Below are 16,117 nucleotides of genomic sequence, written 5' to 3'. Positions count from 1 at the left end.
TTTCCAATAATTATTGATAACCGCCAAGCACTGATTCTGCTTGAGCTATCAGCCTTTTGGTGATCTCTCCGCCCACCGAACCAGCTTGCCTTGTTGATAATGCTGACCAGTGTACGCTTTGGCCTCCGGCTCCAGAGGATGCCCCTAGTTCGCCAGCAAACTCAGTGTCCGCTCCTTCGCTTGCATAGCCGCCTGAGGTTAAACCAAATTCTGCAGCAATTTCATATTTCAGTTGATTTAATGCTGCTTTGCTTGTTGGTACTACTACTTTATTCGAACGACTCATAAATGACACCTCCAAAGAATGTAGGAACACAATTGTATTGTGCATCCTTTCATCTTCTTTAAAGCGTATAATCTATTGTCATTTCGGGTAAAATGTTGAACATCCATCCATATTATTGCAAGCTGTATTTCCCTTTAACCAATACCGTCAAGCCATTCTTTTGATTAGGATCTGGCAATATGCCGCGGCCCTCACGTGGGAAAAGCAATAAATGGTTGGTTGGAACAGCTTTCCCTTTAGTTAAATCCGTACCGCCAGTTAGATCAGCTATACCGCTTGCGTCAGAGCTGTAAGCAATTGCCTTGCCTACACGTACAATGACCTCTGTGCCTTGGCCAGCCATTAGCGTCTTGCCAGCTGGCACTGTGACAACTTCTAGCGCGGTGTCCACAACAGGCGTCGTCGTACCGCCTCCAGGAGTGCCTCCGCCTAGCTTGGCGAGTTGTTCATCCACATAGCTTTTCGTGACAACAGGGTCTTCTACAGAGCCCGGAGTCAGCGCATTTGATTCCGCTTCAAGCGGTGATGCAAAGTTTACGCCGACCCACACACCTGCTCCTACTAAAACAACTGCAACTAAACTGCGTATTACCTTTTTCTTCACTTTTGGAAGTCTCCTCTCTATCTCTCATCTCCTATAAAGATACTAGATTTAAGTAGGAGAAACCAGTTTTTTTATAAGTTTAGTGCTTTCCGTCTAGCCAGTTAATCATAGGAGATAAAGTTATTGGCATACTAGCAAGAATTTTTTTGTTTCCATTAAATGTTTCATACACGCGGAGAGTATACTCATTCCAATACAATGTATCTCCCATTTCTTTATTTACTTCTTGATAGTTATATCCAACCTTCCAATTTAAGTTTTTCTCATCCTTACCTTCAATGTCAATTAACTGAGAAGTAAGTACTTTTTGTGTACCCTCATGAATAATTTCATAAGAAAGTTGAGATTGACTATATCCATCATAACTATAATCTTTGGACACATCAGCACCAATATCAACATCTAATCTCGTGTCATTAACCCATACGTTGAAGTATGTCATATCAATTGTATATGGACCCACCTTCAAATCTTTAAAGCTAGATCCAGCCTGTTTTTCTTCAGGTAAATCAAATTGAGCCGCACGTAAATAACCTTTCGGTGTGCCTGAACCTAGGATCAAACCATTGTCATCAAATGCCTCACCTATTTGAAGCTGCATACCTGTACGGTCTACATTTACAGGGAGATCTGCCCAAATAATCAATTTTTCTTTATTTCCAGCCTTAATATTATTTGTTGATTTTACTATTTTAGCTTCATAAAGATTTCCATCTGCTGTTTTAAAATACCCACTCAATAAGGATAATGATCCACTTCTGTTTTGCTTATTAGTCATATCCATAAAAACAGCATATACATTTGTTTTTTCACCTGAATAAGTTTTAACATCAGTAATTAATGCTTCAAAAGGAGCACCATTATTTGATTGAGTAAAAGACTTTCCAACACTAACATTTTGAATAGGTTTAACAATGGAGTTTGTTAAATTACCAATGTCGTTGGTTGTTTCACCGTTTTTCTCTGTAAGCTTAAGGTTAAACTTTTTCCATGTATAACTATAAGGTATTGATCCGATATAACTAATTGAAGTTGATGCACCTGGTGCCAATCCAATGTCACCGGTTTTCTTTATGGCCTTACCAGTAATTTTAATATTTTCATCAATAACTAATTGTCCATTAAGATCTGGTAAAGGAAGGTATACAGATCCATTATTTTTTACAACCATTTCTGCTATAACATTATCTTCATTATTCCAAGGTAATCTTTGAACACTCTTTAATTCGATCTCATAAGTGCCATCATTATTTGTGAACGTTGTTTTTGGTGATGATGTTGAAGTTGTTGTTACTTTAAATGGAATATCAAAAATAGCAACTGGGAGTTCGACTTTGTTGGTCTCAGCTCCTACATTATTCGTAATTACAAGTTTCCAACCAGTGGTTGCAACGGTTGATGGGATACTGCCAGTTAATTGAATTGCATTCAGAACAGCCGGCTCAAGTACGAGTGTCTCATCCGTTTTGTTTCTTAATGCTAATTTATATAGACCCTTAGATGTTTGCGCGTAATAATTATACTGAGGCAGCGCTACACCGAATTTACTATTATTTCGAGCTACAAAAGTTAAATTAAAATTCAGTTTCTTATCTTTTTGTGTCACATTTATTTGATCTACTCTAACGTTTACTGATGAATTATTAATTAGAATCCCTTTGTATCCTTTTGCAGCAACGAAATTTGAGTAACCTTTTGGAAAAGTGAATTGAGCAACAGATCTTTCATATCCAGCTACGCTAAAATCAAATTTAATTATATTGATCACTAACTGATCCAAAGTGATTTTCGCGCCTACTTCACTATAATAAGTCAAAGTGGTTGATGAATTGGGTAAAACTTTTTTCTTTTTATCTGCATCTAACAGAGACAACGTATACTTTGTACCTCCGTTTGTTTTCAAACGTGCCCAGTAATCCACTAAATTAATAGCATTACTATCACCATTATAAAACGTAAACGTAAAGCTAGCTGTAGCCCCATTGCCACTTGGAACCAGATTGGCATCAGTTAATTGAATATATGATCCTTTAGTTATGTATACCTTCTTGTTTACCGCTTGAGCTGCTGCATTTGCATAGTTTGTTGGAACAGCGCTTGTAATTAAAGATAAACACAGTAACAGTAATAATAGAATGTTAAATCTTCTAAACCGCGAATAATTTTGCATTATCATTTTCACTCCGTATCTTTTGGTATACATATTAGACGCTATTAGTGCTTGTTATGTTTCGCCTAAATATAAATATATTGCCACTATCCTCTCTTTTTTAAATTTATGTGAGTAAATATTTGTTTGATTATTAATGATTATATCATCTTCATATGAACGACATATGAACAAAAAAAGAAAGCTGAGAGTATTACTCTCAGCTTTCTTCATTTAAAATTAATACTACTTAAGTTTAATTACCACAACAGCAGCCTCTTTGAAAGTTCCAAGACGAGTTCCGCTATCAGCAACTGTTACATCAGCAACAGAGTTAGCAGCACCGTTAATTGCAGCGCCATTTAGGTTTTTAACGTCTACGTAGTTACCAGCGTAAAGCGTGCCGTCTTTTGCGATTACATAGACAACCGATTTACCTGAGATAATGAAGTCGTTAAATGTGTTAGCTGTATCAGTTACTGTGATGCTTGATGGAGTTACAACAGCTTGAGCTGCTTCACCAAAGTAAGTTTTGTTTACAAATGCATTATCAAACAATGTGTTTGTCAAGATTGTGTCAGTCAATGTGATAATGTCATTTTTCTTAGCAGCTGCTTCTAGAGTTTCAAAAGCAGAACCAGTAATATCTACTGTTTTCTCTTCGCCAGCAACATTCAACTTAACAGAGTAAGTGGAAGATGTTGCAGAAAGAATGTTTTTGGAAGAAGAGATGTACAAACCATGAATGTTATCTTTTTTGTCAGATACGCCATCTTTGTCGTCTACCAACAAGATGAAATCAGCGTTAACGCCGTCTTTTGCGAACACTACTACCAAGTCGCCTTTTGTTACTTTAGCAATTGCCTCAGTATTAAGAACGCGATCAGCAGCTTTTTCTGCTTTAATTTTTGAAACGTTAACTACAACAGTGTTGGAGTTCAATAGGTTAGTTGTGCCGCCAACTTTAATATCAGAAGCTGACACAGAAACAACAGCAGCACCATCTACAGCAGCATTAGTTACTGTAGCTGCATTGTAACCATCAAGCTTACCGTCACCAGTGAATTTAAGTTCAACAAGTGTTTGAAGAAGTGGTGAGTAGTTTACACCAGTAGCTGCAACAGAACCGCTTGCTGGTACATAACGATCAACGATTGCAGTTTGCAATTTGTTGTCTTTAATGTTGAAGAATGTAACTTCTTGTTTGTTAACAAGTTTGTTACCATCAAGAACTACTACAGTGTTATCAACATTCGTAACTACTGCGAATGGTTTGTTAACAGCAGCTTCAGGAGCCTTAGCTTTAACAATTGCACCCTCTTTGTTCAATACAAGGGAGAATTCTTTACCGATGTTTGTAGCAATCAGTTGCTCAATGTTTGCAAGTTTAACGTTTGCAGAAGCATCGTATACTTTACCAGAAACTGTGAATTTAGCAGTACCGTTTGTAGAACCGATTGATTCTAGTTTACCAGTAGTAGTTGAACGTACAGCTTCGATTTTAGAAGCTTTACCGTCAGCTTTGATTACACGAACTACGTCATCTGCTTTAAGATCAGCCAATGTAGCAACTTTGCCATCCAAAGTTACAGAAGTAGCATCAGTAGCAAATACGCTTTCGTCACCGTTTTTACCATTAGTGTTCAAACGAGCATCGCGGTAGTTGTTTTTCGCTTCAACAGAAGTTACTACAGCATCTTTTTGCGACCATTGAACGACTACAGCTGCACGAACTTTGCCGTCAGCAAGGTAAAGAGTTACTTCATCTTCGTTTACAGCAGCTGTAAGGCTAGGAGCTTTAACACTGTTTACAAAGTAAACGCTGGATTCTACAGTTGAGTAAGCAGCTTTATCTTTGATTTTAACTGAACCAGCAACTTGAGTACCATCGATTTTACCAGTCACGATGTCACCAGCAGCTTGAGCATCAGTAATTGCAAGAACTTTACCATCTTTGTTCTTAACAACAGTTACGTTATGTCCAACAAGGTCAACTAGTGATTTTCCACCAGTAACGATGAAGTTAGTAGCAGTAGCAACAGATTCGTTTTTCACGATATCTTTGCCGTTTGAATCTTTACCGTCAACCCAACGAAGAGCTACTTTACCGTCAACTACTGCTGCGCCAAGAAGTTCAGCGGAAGAAGTGTTGCCCAGTTTCGAGATCAATGTGTTGGAAGAAAGTACTTCGTTACCATCAACATTGTATGATACCAATTTTGCATTAAGTGTGTTAGAAGTCAATTGAGCTACAACACCACGAAGTGCTTTTGAACCAACTTTAAGATCAACGTTGTTGAACAAGCCAAGATCTTGTGCTTTCAGTAGGTAGTTATAAGGCCATACGCCTGACAACTTTTTCTCTTGGTAACCAAGGGAACGAACCAATACTGCAACAACTTCTTCAAACTTAACTGCATCGCTTGGACGGAAGTTTTTAGTACCAGCGTCGCCCAAGATGAAACCTTTAGTTGCAGCAGCGTTGATGTAGCCTGTGTACCAAACGTTTGCTTTAACATCTTTAAACGTAGGTTTAACAGATTCCATCAATTTAGCTGCACCTTCGTTACCAGAACCGATAACGATTACTTTCGCAAGTTCAGCGCGAGTAATTGTGTTGTCTGGTTTGAATGTACCATCTTCATAACCTGCAATGATTCCTAGTGCAGTTAGTTCTTCAACTGCTGATTGTACCGGTTTGCCAACAACATCAGATGGTGTTGCTGCAAAAGCTGGAACGGATAATGGTAGTACTAGCGCAGTAGCTAGCACAAATGCTGCTATTTTTTTCTTCATAACCTTTATTTCTCCTCCTCTAAATACGTGCGGTTGTTGAGAGTTTTGTTTAAATAGTGAATTGCTCTTTTCCCTCATAGCCGATTCACCCCCTTTCCAGAGTTGAGCACAGATTTGATATAAATGATGTCTACAATCATGATAAACCCATTTGTAAAATCATGTCGTAGAAACTTGTAAAAAATGCGAGAACATTGCTAGAGTCACGGCACCACTTTAACATTATACAATGGGCAGGTCGTACCGTAAAGAGGAAGTTGAGAATTCATTCCAATTTGTTTCCAGCATGAGTAGGTCTCGCGCATCAAATCATGTGTTTGTTACAACGTCATGTATTTAAACGCACGTGACAATGAAAAGTTGCGATGTTCTTAAAAAAACTTTAAAAGTTTTTTCTTTTTCCGTTTTTTCTTAATTATGTACATCTAACTGTAATCTACTCCCTGCTTTGTTAGTATAGCTTGTTTTCATAGAGCTCGTCGATGCTAAACATTTTCCATGGATAAAGTTTCTCTCTCGAGGCAAATGCTTTAATGCCGTAAAAAAACTGGCCGCAGAAAAAATCCTGCGACCAGATTTTTCTAACTTATACTTTTAACCGATCTTAGGAAGCTTACCTAAATCCGCCAAAATTCGAGCTACGATAATCGCAGCATCAGAGCGCAACAAATTCGAACGCGGTTCAAACACTGAACCACCTTTTGGATTGCTTGGATCTACAGGAGATCCGAGAATATATTTTTTCTTTGCAATAGCAAGCACAGAACTTTTCGCATAGAAATTGACGTTGCCAGCATCTTTAAATGTTTTCTCAAGATCTTTATCGATCTTCGAGGAATCAGTAGCTAGTTTCATGTCCAGTGCTCTTGCAATAATAACAGATGCCTCTTCCCTAGTCAGAGCAGCGCTCGGCTGGAACGTACGTGGACCCGTGCCTCGTATGATACCTTCTCTCGCTGCTGTCTCTACATATCTATAATCCCATAATGCATCTGGATTAACGATAGCCGGTACATCATCAAAATGCGGCTTGCTAAGCTCATAGTTTAGCGGAATATCTAGCGCCTTAACCATCATTCTTGCAAATTCACCGCGAGAAATATAAATATTGGAACCAAAATCATCAAACCCAGCTGCATTCATAATTCCTTTGGCATAAATTGCTTCAAGGAAGTTTCTAGCATACGGATGTGACGTCATATCTGTATAGGAATAAACCATTTTACCAACTACATAATAACCAAATTTATTGAACGGAACTGTAATTGTGTTTTTCTTCACATCTACTTTACCGCCAATATTTTCCCAATACTTTGCTTTAACATCGTAACGATAAACGGTGATAATCGTTCCAATGCTGTCCTTCATGTTCGGATCAAATCCAAGCGTCAAGGTTCCCGTCTTAGAAGTTACCAACTCGCGATTGTCAGGGCGATCATCATAAGTAGGAATTTTTGTTCCGCCCGTGCCCTTAGCATTCGGGAATTGATAAGGGTCTACACCCATTTTCAAAGGATCGTATGCACCCGTGGCTGGATCATCTGCCAAACCTGCATCAATCCAGTAAACAGGGCTTGCCTTTGTAAACCTTGTCGGGTAAGACAATCTGAATCTTGTCCCGAAGCTTTCCATAATAATATTAAAATTCGGCGGCCACGCTTCTAATTCACGGCGATCCACAACCCCATCCTCTGGATTGGCAATTGCAAACAATAAATTATGACCACTAAATACTTGGTTCTTCAGATTTGCAGGCACGTTAAAATCTGTACGGATCAACGTTGTACCTTTTTCGAATTTTAACGAAAGCGCTCCATCAAAAATTTTGTGACTACTATCCATTGGCTCCATGAATTGAGCACCCGGAATATTCGTTGGAGCATAAGTTATCTCAATGCTGCTTTGCACCTTATCATTTGCACTTGAAATAATAAAGTCAATTTTGTTTTTACCGACTTTCAGCTTATTTACATAGACACGATAGGTGTTTTTATAAAGCTCTTCAATAGTTGCTGGATTATTATCCGAATCATAATCAATTTTCTCAGCAATTTGCTTGTTGATAGTAACCGAGCTTGCACCTGGAGCATCAATAATAACCTCAATGAAATTTTGGTTTACGATCGCTTTATTTGGCAAAATCGGACGCAAAATCGTATATGGAAGCGAGGTTGGATCCACTTCAAGACGATAAGAAGCTTTAGGACCAGTCTCTCCATTGTTGTATGCAGTGAAAGTATACACACTCGAACTGCCGTCAGGATTTAAAGCTTGTGAGTTTAATACAAACGAGAACGTCTTGGTGTCTATATCATAACGTACAGCTAGGTTAGCAATATTGTTGGTCGTACTTTCATTAACTTTACCTAGAACTGTTGCGCCCTTCATAATGACTAACTCATTGCTCAAATTCCAACGAATTGGCGTTTTAAGTGAGCTGCTTTCAATTTTTAAAATGTAATTACCTGGGTCTGTAAGTTCATCGCTATCTTTCATCAATTGAATATTAGCTTTAATATTAGCCAAAATATCTGTGTTTGTGCTGCCAGTGGCTATAAGATCAATAAAATCGAATGTACCAAAAATATTCATGTTCGCTTCGTTAGTCGTGAAAATTGCGCCGCGCTTCACGAAGTTTGGATCATTCGGAACTGGCTCTGTATATTTGCTGCTGTAAGGATAGATACTTGTTCCTTCTACTGGTATAACCGGCAGATTAGTTGGAATCAAATACAATTTGATCTTTTTCTCATAAGAGTTTTTACTTCCTTGGAAAACGAATTTGATCTCATTCTCGCCACTAAACAATGCATTGAACGCATTTGTCCTTTGTCCTGGAACAATTTCAAAATTAGTTACAGGCTTGCCCGCTTGCTGCTGCAGCTGAATCGGCGTATTATTCACATAGAAAAATACTGTTTGAGCTTCATTTGCTTTAAACGTGTAACGGACCTCAGAAGTATTATTAATATTGTTCATAATACCTTTAAAGTCACTAAAAGCGCCTGAAATAGCCGCTGTGATCCGTTCAGATTGCAGCTTGTTCGTGTCATCATATACAGTCATGTTATCAAATACACTTGTATAGCTTACATAAGGTCCGAAGAGCATTGTAAACTTAACATCTTTCGTCACGCCGCCAACTTTAAGCGTTACCGTTTGAGTACCTTCAAATGGGAGTTTGTGAAATACAAGAATTTCACGCTTATATACTTTTCCATTAATATTTACAAATTTATTGATCAAATCACTCGATACATTTTTGATATTGCTTACGTCATCGAAATCATAGCTGCTCGGTGCAGCTTCATTGGAAACATTTTTGATCCCTGTAACTGAAACTAGATTAGCCGTCTTCGATACATCAGCATTACCAACCAACACTTCCATCGCGAAAGGGACACTATAGATATTGGCTCCTTCAAGCGGAGTACCTGTGAGTGATTCACCTGTCCCTGTTTTATAACCATTTAAATAATTAATATTGTCGATGAACTGAGCTGCTCCATTGCGAAGCGAGAAACTCATTAGCCCCGTACCTTCACTGCCATTTTGGCCGAGCGATTCTGTTTTTGCATTTTTTGCTGTTAATTGAATATTATAGACCTTATTATAATCCAGTTTACCCGTATGATCCGTACCAATTGGTCGAGTAAATTGATAAATAAAGAATGCTTCCTGTCCCGAATAGGTTCCTACTGGACTAGCGGTAGCACCTGCTGGTTGTATCAACTTAAAGGTGCTGTCTCCATTTTGCGTAATCGTATATTCGATAGGTATGTCATTGCTTGGATTAGGATGTGGATCAAGCTTGCCGTTGCCGTCATCATCCTTTAAGAAGTTAGGCACGATAATTCTTCCTGTGACACTTGCTGAATTCAAATCCGTAACTAGTAGGTTTGGATTGTACTCTAAAGGCTCCGCCGTATCAACCGCACCATTTTTACCATTAAGATTCACATCCAAAAAGGTCACTTGACCGTTATAAAAAGCGATCTCGCGTGTTGTCTCAACTGTCTGATTCGCGTTTTTCACTTTAATAGTAACCAAGTTTTTTCCTTTGTTCACCGTAATCGGAGAAGCGGCAAACTGATAATTGTTGGAGCTGTTAACCGAATAGGTTTTGCTGCTCCCGTTCACATCCACCGTTACCTGCTGCGCATTTGGAGCGAAACCAGTAATACTGATATCAGCGGATTGTCTGCCAGCGGAAGTCGTTGAATGCACAACCGTTGTTCCAACTTCTTCAATTGCAAATTTGTTACCGTCTAATTGGGCAACTAAATCGTAAAATACAGGCCCGTTGTGATACTCAATATAGATCGAGCTTGTTACTTCGCCGCCGCCTTGAATACCTCTGAACGTAATGCGGTTCAAGCCAGGAAATAATTCTACGTTATATACCTGAATATTAAATCCGCTAATATAAATATTGCTCGTTATGTTCTCACGTTTGGAGCCAAGATCGTCATCTGTAGGGTCAGCAGTGCCTTTGTTATTAATAACTTGAACAATACTGTAAGAAACCGAAGTAGGATCTACACCAGTGATTGATCCATTCAATGTAAAACGCGGATCGGTTGTGACTCTTGCTTCCGTAGATAGTTCCTTTTCCGTCGGAAAGCTGAAGCTTCCTGTTGCAGCTGTTACCGTTTGTGAAGCTCCGAACGGCGGCAACAATGTAATCAACAGTGCCAGCGTTAGCGCTAATGATAGTAATCTTTTCAAAACAATGTTCCTCCTTTATGTATATGACGAGCATGGGTATTTGAATGATAAATGGCCTGACGACTATGCGGCTTACCTTTGAATAAATCTTCCTCCCTTTTCCTCTTTAGTCAGCTTTGATGCAAATGCAGTTAGGCGCTCTGACCGCAGAAAAGTTCTGTACAGTTGTTATCGGCTTTTGGCTCCCAATTTTTTAGCTATTTGGTCGATTTTCAACAAAAAAAGAGCCCTGATTCCGTTAAAGGATTCAGAGCTCTTATTTATTTGGAACGGGATTCAGCATCCAGCTTGAGTCGAAGTCTCATTCGAGCTAGGAAATTAATAAGCGGTCTGCGTGTTTTGTCCACGATACCGGTTACTTCTGCCCCGATCTGCAAGAAAAACATTAGCATACATATGACGGCAAAAGTGATCCAATTCGCCGCGCTCGACTGTACGACAGCCGATTGCACGATTGCGAGTCCGCCGAATATAGCAGCTACTCCCCAAATGATAAGTACGGTACGACGGTGGCTGAAGCCAAGGTCGCGCAGACGATGGTGCAAATGCCCTTTGTCTGGAGCAAATATCGGTTTCTTGTTTACCCAGCGGCGAACGATTGCAAAGAAGGTATCCGAAAGCGGAACGCCGATAATGAGCAGCGGTGTTACAAACGATACCATCGTTACCTGCTTGAAGCCAAGCATCGAAAGCGTTGCTAGACTGAAGCCGAGAAACAGCGAGCCCGAGTCGCCCATAAATATTTTTGCGGGATGAAAGTTGAAAACGAGAAAACCGACAATTCCACCCAGCAGCAATGTACTCAATAAGATAACTGGTTGGAAGCCCATCAGTGATGCCATCACAACAATCGTTGCAATCGCGATGCCTGACACGCCGGCTGCAAGCCCGTCCAAGCCGTCGATCAAATTAATGGCATTCGTTACACCGACGATCCAGAGAATCGTAAGTGGAATGCTGATCCATCCAGCAATTGGCTGCATCGTTTCACCGAACGGAATGTTCAGCAAGTCGATCTTTACGTCGAAGACGAAAACGACTACGCATGCCGCCGCGATTTGACCGAGCAGCTTCACTTTAGCTGAAAGCTCGAAGCGGTCATCGAAAGCACCTAAAATAATAATCATCGTACCGCCGACTAGCAGTGCGTTGATCATATTGGAATCTTGTGGACGGAGCAAGCCGTCTGGTATAAATGGCGATAAAATAAAGAATGCGCCAACGAATGCAATATAAATAGCTAGACCGCCAAGACGCGGCATAATGCGCGTGTGTACCTTGCGGTGATTTGGTTTGTCTATTGCGCCTACTTTGAAAGCAAATTTCTTAACAAGCGGCGTCATCGCAATGGCTAGAACAAGAGCGATTATGAACCCTATTGAATACAGCAAGCCTACCGGCATGTGTGCAACTCCCCTTTTCTTTCTACCGAAGTGAATTATACTCCGATTGGAAAGGAAACTCCAACCCCGTTTTCAACCAATTTTGATGGTTTTAACGAGAATTTCACGGTGTAGGTCGAGGTTTTGTAACGTTTTCTTTGTCGCGAACCACTTTCACTACGAATTTCGGCAAAACAAGCATTCTTTTGTAGCGTTTAGGCTCTTGCAGCAAGCGATAAAACCATTCAAGTCGAAGTTTTTGGAAAATATTCGGAGCTCGCTTTAGCTTACCCGAAACAACATCGAAGCTTCCGCCAACGCCCATAATCAATGGTACGCCCAGCTTTTGCTTGTATTTCACAATCCACGGCTCCTGCGTATCCGCGCCTCGTGCCACAAACAATAAATCAGGAGCAGCCGCACGGATTTCTTCGATGACTTCCTCATCCTGATCAGGGCCAAAAAATCCGTTCCGATAACCTACAATTTTCACTTGAGGATATTGCAGCTGCAGCTTCTCTGCCGCCGCTTCAATAATCTCCTGTGAGGTGCCAAGCAGGTAGGCCTTCCATCTACGCTTTTCACCCTCATGCAGCAAGCGATGAAGGAGATCAAACCCCGTCACACGTTCTGCAACAGGCTGTCCTACGTATTTGGCCGCCCATACAACTCCTGCACCATCAGGCACAATAAGATCTGCGCGCCGCATCATCGCACTATACTTGGAGTCCTCGACGGCAGACATAATCATAATCGGATTAGCGGTAATCACATGGGTTACCCGTCTTGCTTCGATCGCTTCTATTAAGTAATTGACTGTGTCATCCATGCCCACTTTGGAGAATGGTATGCCGTATATCGGCACAGTTGGTAGTTGTTTCGACAAGAGGAACTCACCTCGATAATGTATGACGCAGCAAATGTACAATTTGTTGCGCCGGTCTTTGCGATTGTTGTTTTAAAAGGTCGATTGCTGGCCTGTGCTTTGCCTGCCAGCCCTCTTTGTCAGACAGCAGCAAACCCGCTGCTTCTGCGAATTTTTCGGCATCGAGCTGCTCCGTCGTGCCGATGGCTTTGATGCCAAGTCGACCCAGAAATTGGTCGATCTTCGGGTCGTACGAGAGGCCAAGCATGGGAACCCTTTGGCCGGCGGCATAAATAAGCGCATGGAGGCGCATGCCGAACAAAGCATCACACCGGCTGACCTCAAGCAGCATTTGCTGGGGGTCGTCGCCGGGCGCGGCCAGCTCGGCGGTGGAACCGTCGCCGAGCCTGCCGCGCAGCCGTTCCAGCACCTGCTCCGACGCTACAGTGTCGGAGGGTGTGTGGAACGGCAGGAAGCGCAGCCGGACAGGCATGCGCTTCGACAGCGCGACTAGCGCATCGGCGGCGCGTTCGAGATCGGCGCCGTCACTGCGCCAGGGGCGCAGCGATACACCGACCAGCGGCGCAGCAGTAGGGTCGGAAGCTTGTCCAACTGCTGATGAACCTGCAGGGAGCGGCAAGCCCATGACCGGATCAGGAACAACATCGATCCGATCACTAGGCACGCCGATTCGTCCAAGCAAAGCAGCGGATTCCTCATCCCTAACGGATACATATGCGCTTTGCTTCATTACTCCGCGAATCATAGGGTCCATCCAGCGCCGAATCACAGGGCCAATCCCTTGCGAATAAGCGAATGTTGGCTTACCCAGCAATTGGGCCAGCTTCATGACGCCAGTATAATAAGGAATCGTTTTGGCGCCTGTAACGTCTTGCAGGAGGCTTCCGCCTCCGCTTATTAGACCGTCGCTGCCTTTCAATGCTTTCCATAGGTCTCCTGGATGCATGCGGCGGACAGCTTCAACGCCGTACATACGGCTTGTCCAATCTGGATCACCTGATAAAACGATCGGCTGAATTTGTACGCCCTGCGCTTTGCCTTCTTCTTCTAGTGCTAGCAATATCGATTTGAGTACCGCTTCATCACCGCTGTTGTAGAAGCCATAATAGCCTGAAATTACTATTCGACGAACTTGCGGATGATGGCTGGTGCCCATTTACGAATTGCTCCTTCCACGATCTGCCATGCCAAAATCAAGATACATCCGATTATGATACCTGTACCCAAGCCGAGCGCTACACGAATCATCGAAATGTGAAGTGGTGTATGAAGATGTGCAAATGTATCAACCATCGTCAATTGACCAATCGAACCAATGATAACAAGCAGCCATGCCGCACGATAACGAAGTGCAAGGAACAAGCCAAGCAGCAGCGGCGGATGACCAAGCATGAACTCTTTAAAGCGCGGTCGTACGCCGAATGTATTTTCCAGCCAGCCGCGAATAAGCAGCTCAATAGCAGGTGCTTGTCCACCATTCCCTGTACGAGACAAGTAATAGAAGCCGATAACGCCAATAACTCCAGCTACTATAATCCACGTTAATGTAATAGGTTGTGAAAGCAGCTTGCGCAGCTTTCCGATTGATGTTTGACCGTTATAGAAAAACACATAAATGGCCACAAGGATAATCGGAGCCAAATGCAGCACACTTACACCGCGGAATTGTTCCAATACAAGATTGTACGTAATATTGTTCAATAATCCGAATATCATCGGCGCTCCCATAAGAGAGATGAGCGTCGCCACAATAAACCAATTCAGAGCAAGGCCAAAACGTCTTCCCGTAGATATGGCAGGGAATATCCATTTCATACGATTGCCGTTCTCATATACAGCACCTGGCTGCTGAGGAGTCTGCCCTTGCTGGCTTCTTCCTACTGACCATTTCGTTCCGCCAATAACACGACGCTCGCCAACGGTACGGGAATAAATCCGATTCATTACCCATATAAGAGCCAGCGTAGGAGCTGCAATTGAAGCACCTAATGCAAGTCCTTGCTCCATAAGCGAGCTGTTTAGCTTATACAAGCCTGCGCTTCCAACTAAGCCAATCGCATAAACGGGAATATAAACGCCTGGAATAAATGCGCCGATTAACAAAGTAATCAGTGCTACTGCAGCCGCAGCAACGATTGCACGCAGCGGTTTATTCCAAGAAGGCTGCTCATGATCAAACGGTTTTGGCTTGCCTGGCGTAAAGCCGGCGTCCGAGAGTTTATCTACGATTCCGCCCTCTTCACTCATTGCCTCAGCAATGCGGTCCAAGGAGTGAACCACCTTTGCTTTATCCGTATTGGACTGAGCTGTCCCGTTCAAGAAAAACATCCGGATATTACGATCCTTCGCCGCTAAAAGAAAACGATCAGCAATAGCTTCCGGCGTCATCGTCATACCGTCGTTCTCCGACAATGAATATAATCTGACTACATTATAATTTGTAATATAAGCTAATTTATTTATGCCTTGTTGCGGTTTTTTCAAATTTTCTATGGTCGCTACGCCCATATCGTATTTTTTGAGCAGTTCTCCGAACTGATAAAGGCTGTTATCCATCGCTTGATCGGATGCACCCTTTACTTTGTCACCGTCGAACAATACGCGGTCTACATCGTATTCCTTCAATTTCGCAAGCATAGCATCTGTTGCCTGCTGATCATAAGGCTTAATACGGTCAGATAAGCGAGGCAATATTTGAAGTCCGGCATTATGAATCGTTTCAAGTGAAATCGGATCAAAATCCATCGTCTTCATAACTGCCTCTGCAATTGGCATCTCAACAACTAAGCCATTTCGGCCACCGTACGACCAATTGCTATACACAGCCTCGGAACGATCAAGCGCTTCGCGAACAATCGGACCAATCATTTCTTCTTCTTTGGGCCCATTGAACAAAATATAAGTAAAGTTTTGACCTACCGGCTCAAATTTACTTTGAAGCAATGCAGCATCTCTAGAACTGTAGAAAGTAAGTCTGCCGGAGATTTGCAGATCCTTCAGAGAGCTCTCATAAACAGCCATTGTAGTGACGCCAGCTTCCTTGAGCATCTCCAGCTTCTCCGTTAAAAATTGCTGCGGACGAGCCTGGCGCTCCGCCACCTCAATAATATCCCGATAATCAAATACATATTCTACTTGCTTCGACGATTTTTCCATTTCCATACGAACGGCACCGAGCGGCAATGCTGCCGCCACCCCGATAATTGCAATGATCCATAATGCGAATCTTGCGCGCCGATTCCATTGCTGCCAACGTAAAAACACACAATTCCTCCGTTCTAAACAG

9 protein-coding genes are annotated in these 16,117 nt (G+C 42.1%); all 9 read right to left on the bottom strand.

The genetic code is table 11. The features are described 5' to 3' along the window. Positions 1-10 precede the first annotated feature (10 nt). Positions 11-286: a small, acid-soluble spore protein, alpha/beta type gene (locus AC1DOV_RS18280; protein ID WP_477550674.1), complete on the bottom strand. Its 276-nt coding sequence runs from the start codon at positions 284-286 to the stop codon at positions 11-13. A gap of 112 nt (positions 287-398) precedes the next feature. Further along, a complete protein-coding gene (locus AC1DOV_RS18275; protein WP_477550673.1) occupies positions 399-890 on the bottom strand; it encodes a hypothetical protein in 492 nt (163 codons plus the stop codon). Between the two features lie 79 nt (positions 891-969). Further along, positions 970-3,060 (bottom strand): hypothetical protein, encoded by a 2,091-nt coding sequence (locus tag AC1DOV_RS18270; RefSeq protein ID WP_477550672.1) that lies wholly within the window; start codon positions 3,058-3,060, stop codon positions 970-972. A gap of 225 nt (positions 3,061-3,285) precedes the next feature. After that, the gene (locus tag AC1DOV_RS18265; RefSeq protein ID WP_477550671.1) at positions 3,286-5,913 is read right to left on the bottom strand and encodes an S-layer homology domain-containing protein; all 2,628 of its coding nucleotides are present in this window, start codon (positions 5,911-5,913) and stop codon (positions 3,286-3,288) included. 516 nt (positions 5,914-6,429) lie between these two features. Beyond that, positions 6,430-10,563: an S-layer homology domain-containing protein gene (locus AC1DOV_RS18260; RefSeq protein WP_477550670.1), complete on the bottom strand. Its 4,134-nt coding sequence runs from the start codon at positions 10,561-10,563 to the stop codon at positions 6,430-6,432. 260 nt (positions 10,564-10,823) lie between these two features. Continuing rightward, entirely contained in the window at positions 10,824-11,966 is a 1,143-nt protein-coding gene (locus tag AC1DOV_RS18255) for a glycosyltransferase family 4 protein (RefSeq protein ID WP_339205378.1), read from the bottom strand. Positions 11,967-12,069: 103 nt separating this feature from the next. Continuing rightward, a complete protein-coding gene (locus AC1DOV_RS18250; RefSeq protein WP_083681660.1) occupies positions 12,070-12,774 on the bottom strand; it encodes a WecB/TagA/CpsF family glycosyltransferase in 705 nt (234 codons plus the stop codon). A gap of 64 nt (positions 12,775-12,838) precedes the next feature. Next, complete coding sequence (gene csaB, locus AC1DOV_RS18245) at positions 12,839-13,987, bottom strand: polysaccharide pyruvyl transferase CsaB (RefSeq protein WP_477550669.1); 1,149 nt, start codon at positions 13,985-13,987, stop codon at positions 12,839-12,841. Beyond that, positions 13,951-16,095 (bottom strand): DUF5693 family protein, encoded by a 2,145-nt coding sequence (locus AC1DOV_RS18240; protein ID WP_477550668.1) that lies wholly within the window; start codon positions 16,093-16,095, stop codon positions 13,951-13,953. The genes csaB and AC1DOV_RS18240 overlap by 37 nt, the downstream gene beginning before the upstream one ends. Between the last annotated feature and the right edge of the window lie 22 nt (positions 16,096-16,117).

This window comes from Paenibacillus sp. 01T47 (assembly GCF_056398245.1).
Note: the sequence above shows the minus strand (reverse complement) of the source record. Positions and strands in the feature narration are given on the sequence as shown.

What these genes read in the sequence shown, in the direction of transcription:
- AC1DOV_RS18280 (WP_477550674.1), bottom strand. Translation starts at nt 286, where the DNA reads ATGAGTCGTTCGAATAAAGTAGTAGTACCAACAAGCAAAGCAGCATTA.
- AC1DOV_RS18270 (WP_477550672.1), bottom strand. Translation starts at nt 3,060, where the DNA reads ATGCAAAATTATTCGCGGTTTAGAAGATTTAACATTCTATTATTACTG.
- AC1DOV_RS18265 (WP_477550671.1), bottom strand. Translation starts at nt 5,913, where the DNA reads ATGAGGGAAAAGAGCAATTCACTATTTAAACAAAACTCTCAACAACCG.
- AC1DOV_RS18255 (WP_339205378.1), bottom strand. Translation starts at nt 11,966, where the DNA reads ATGCCGGTAGGCTTGCTGTATTCAATAGGGTTCATAATCGCTCTTGTT.
- AC1DOV_RS18250 (WP_083681660.1), bottom strand. Translation starts at nt 12,774, where the DNA reads ATGGATGACACAGTCAATTACTTAATAGAAGCGATCGAAGCAAGACGG.
- csaB (WP_477550669.1), bottom strand. Translation starts at nt 13,987, where the DNA reads ATGGGCACCAGCCATCATCCGCAAGTTCGTCGAATAGTAATTTCAGGC.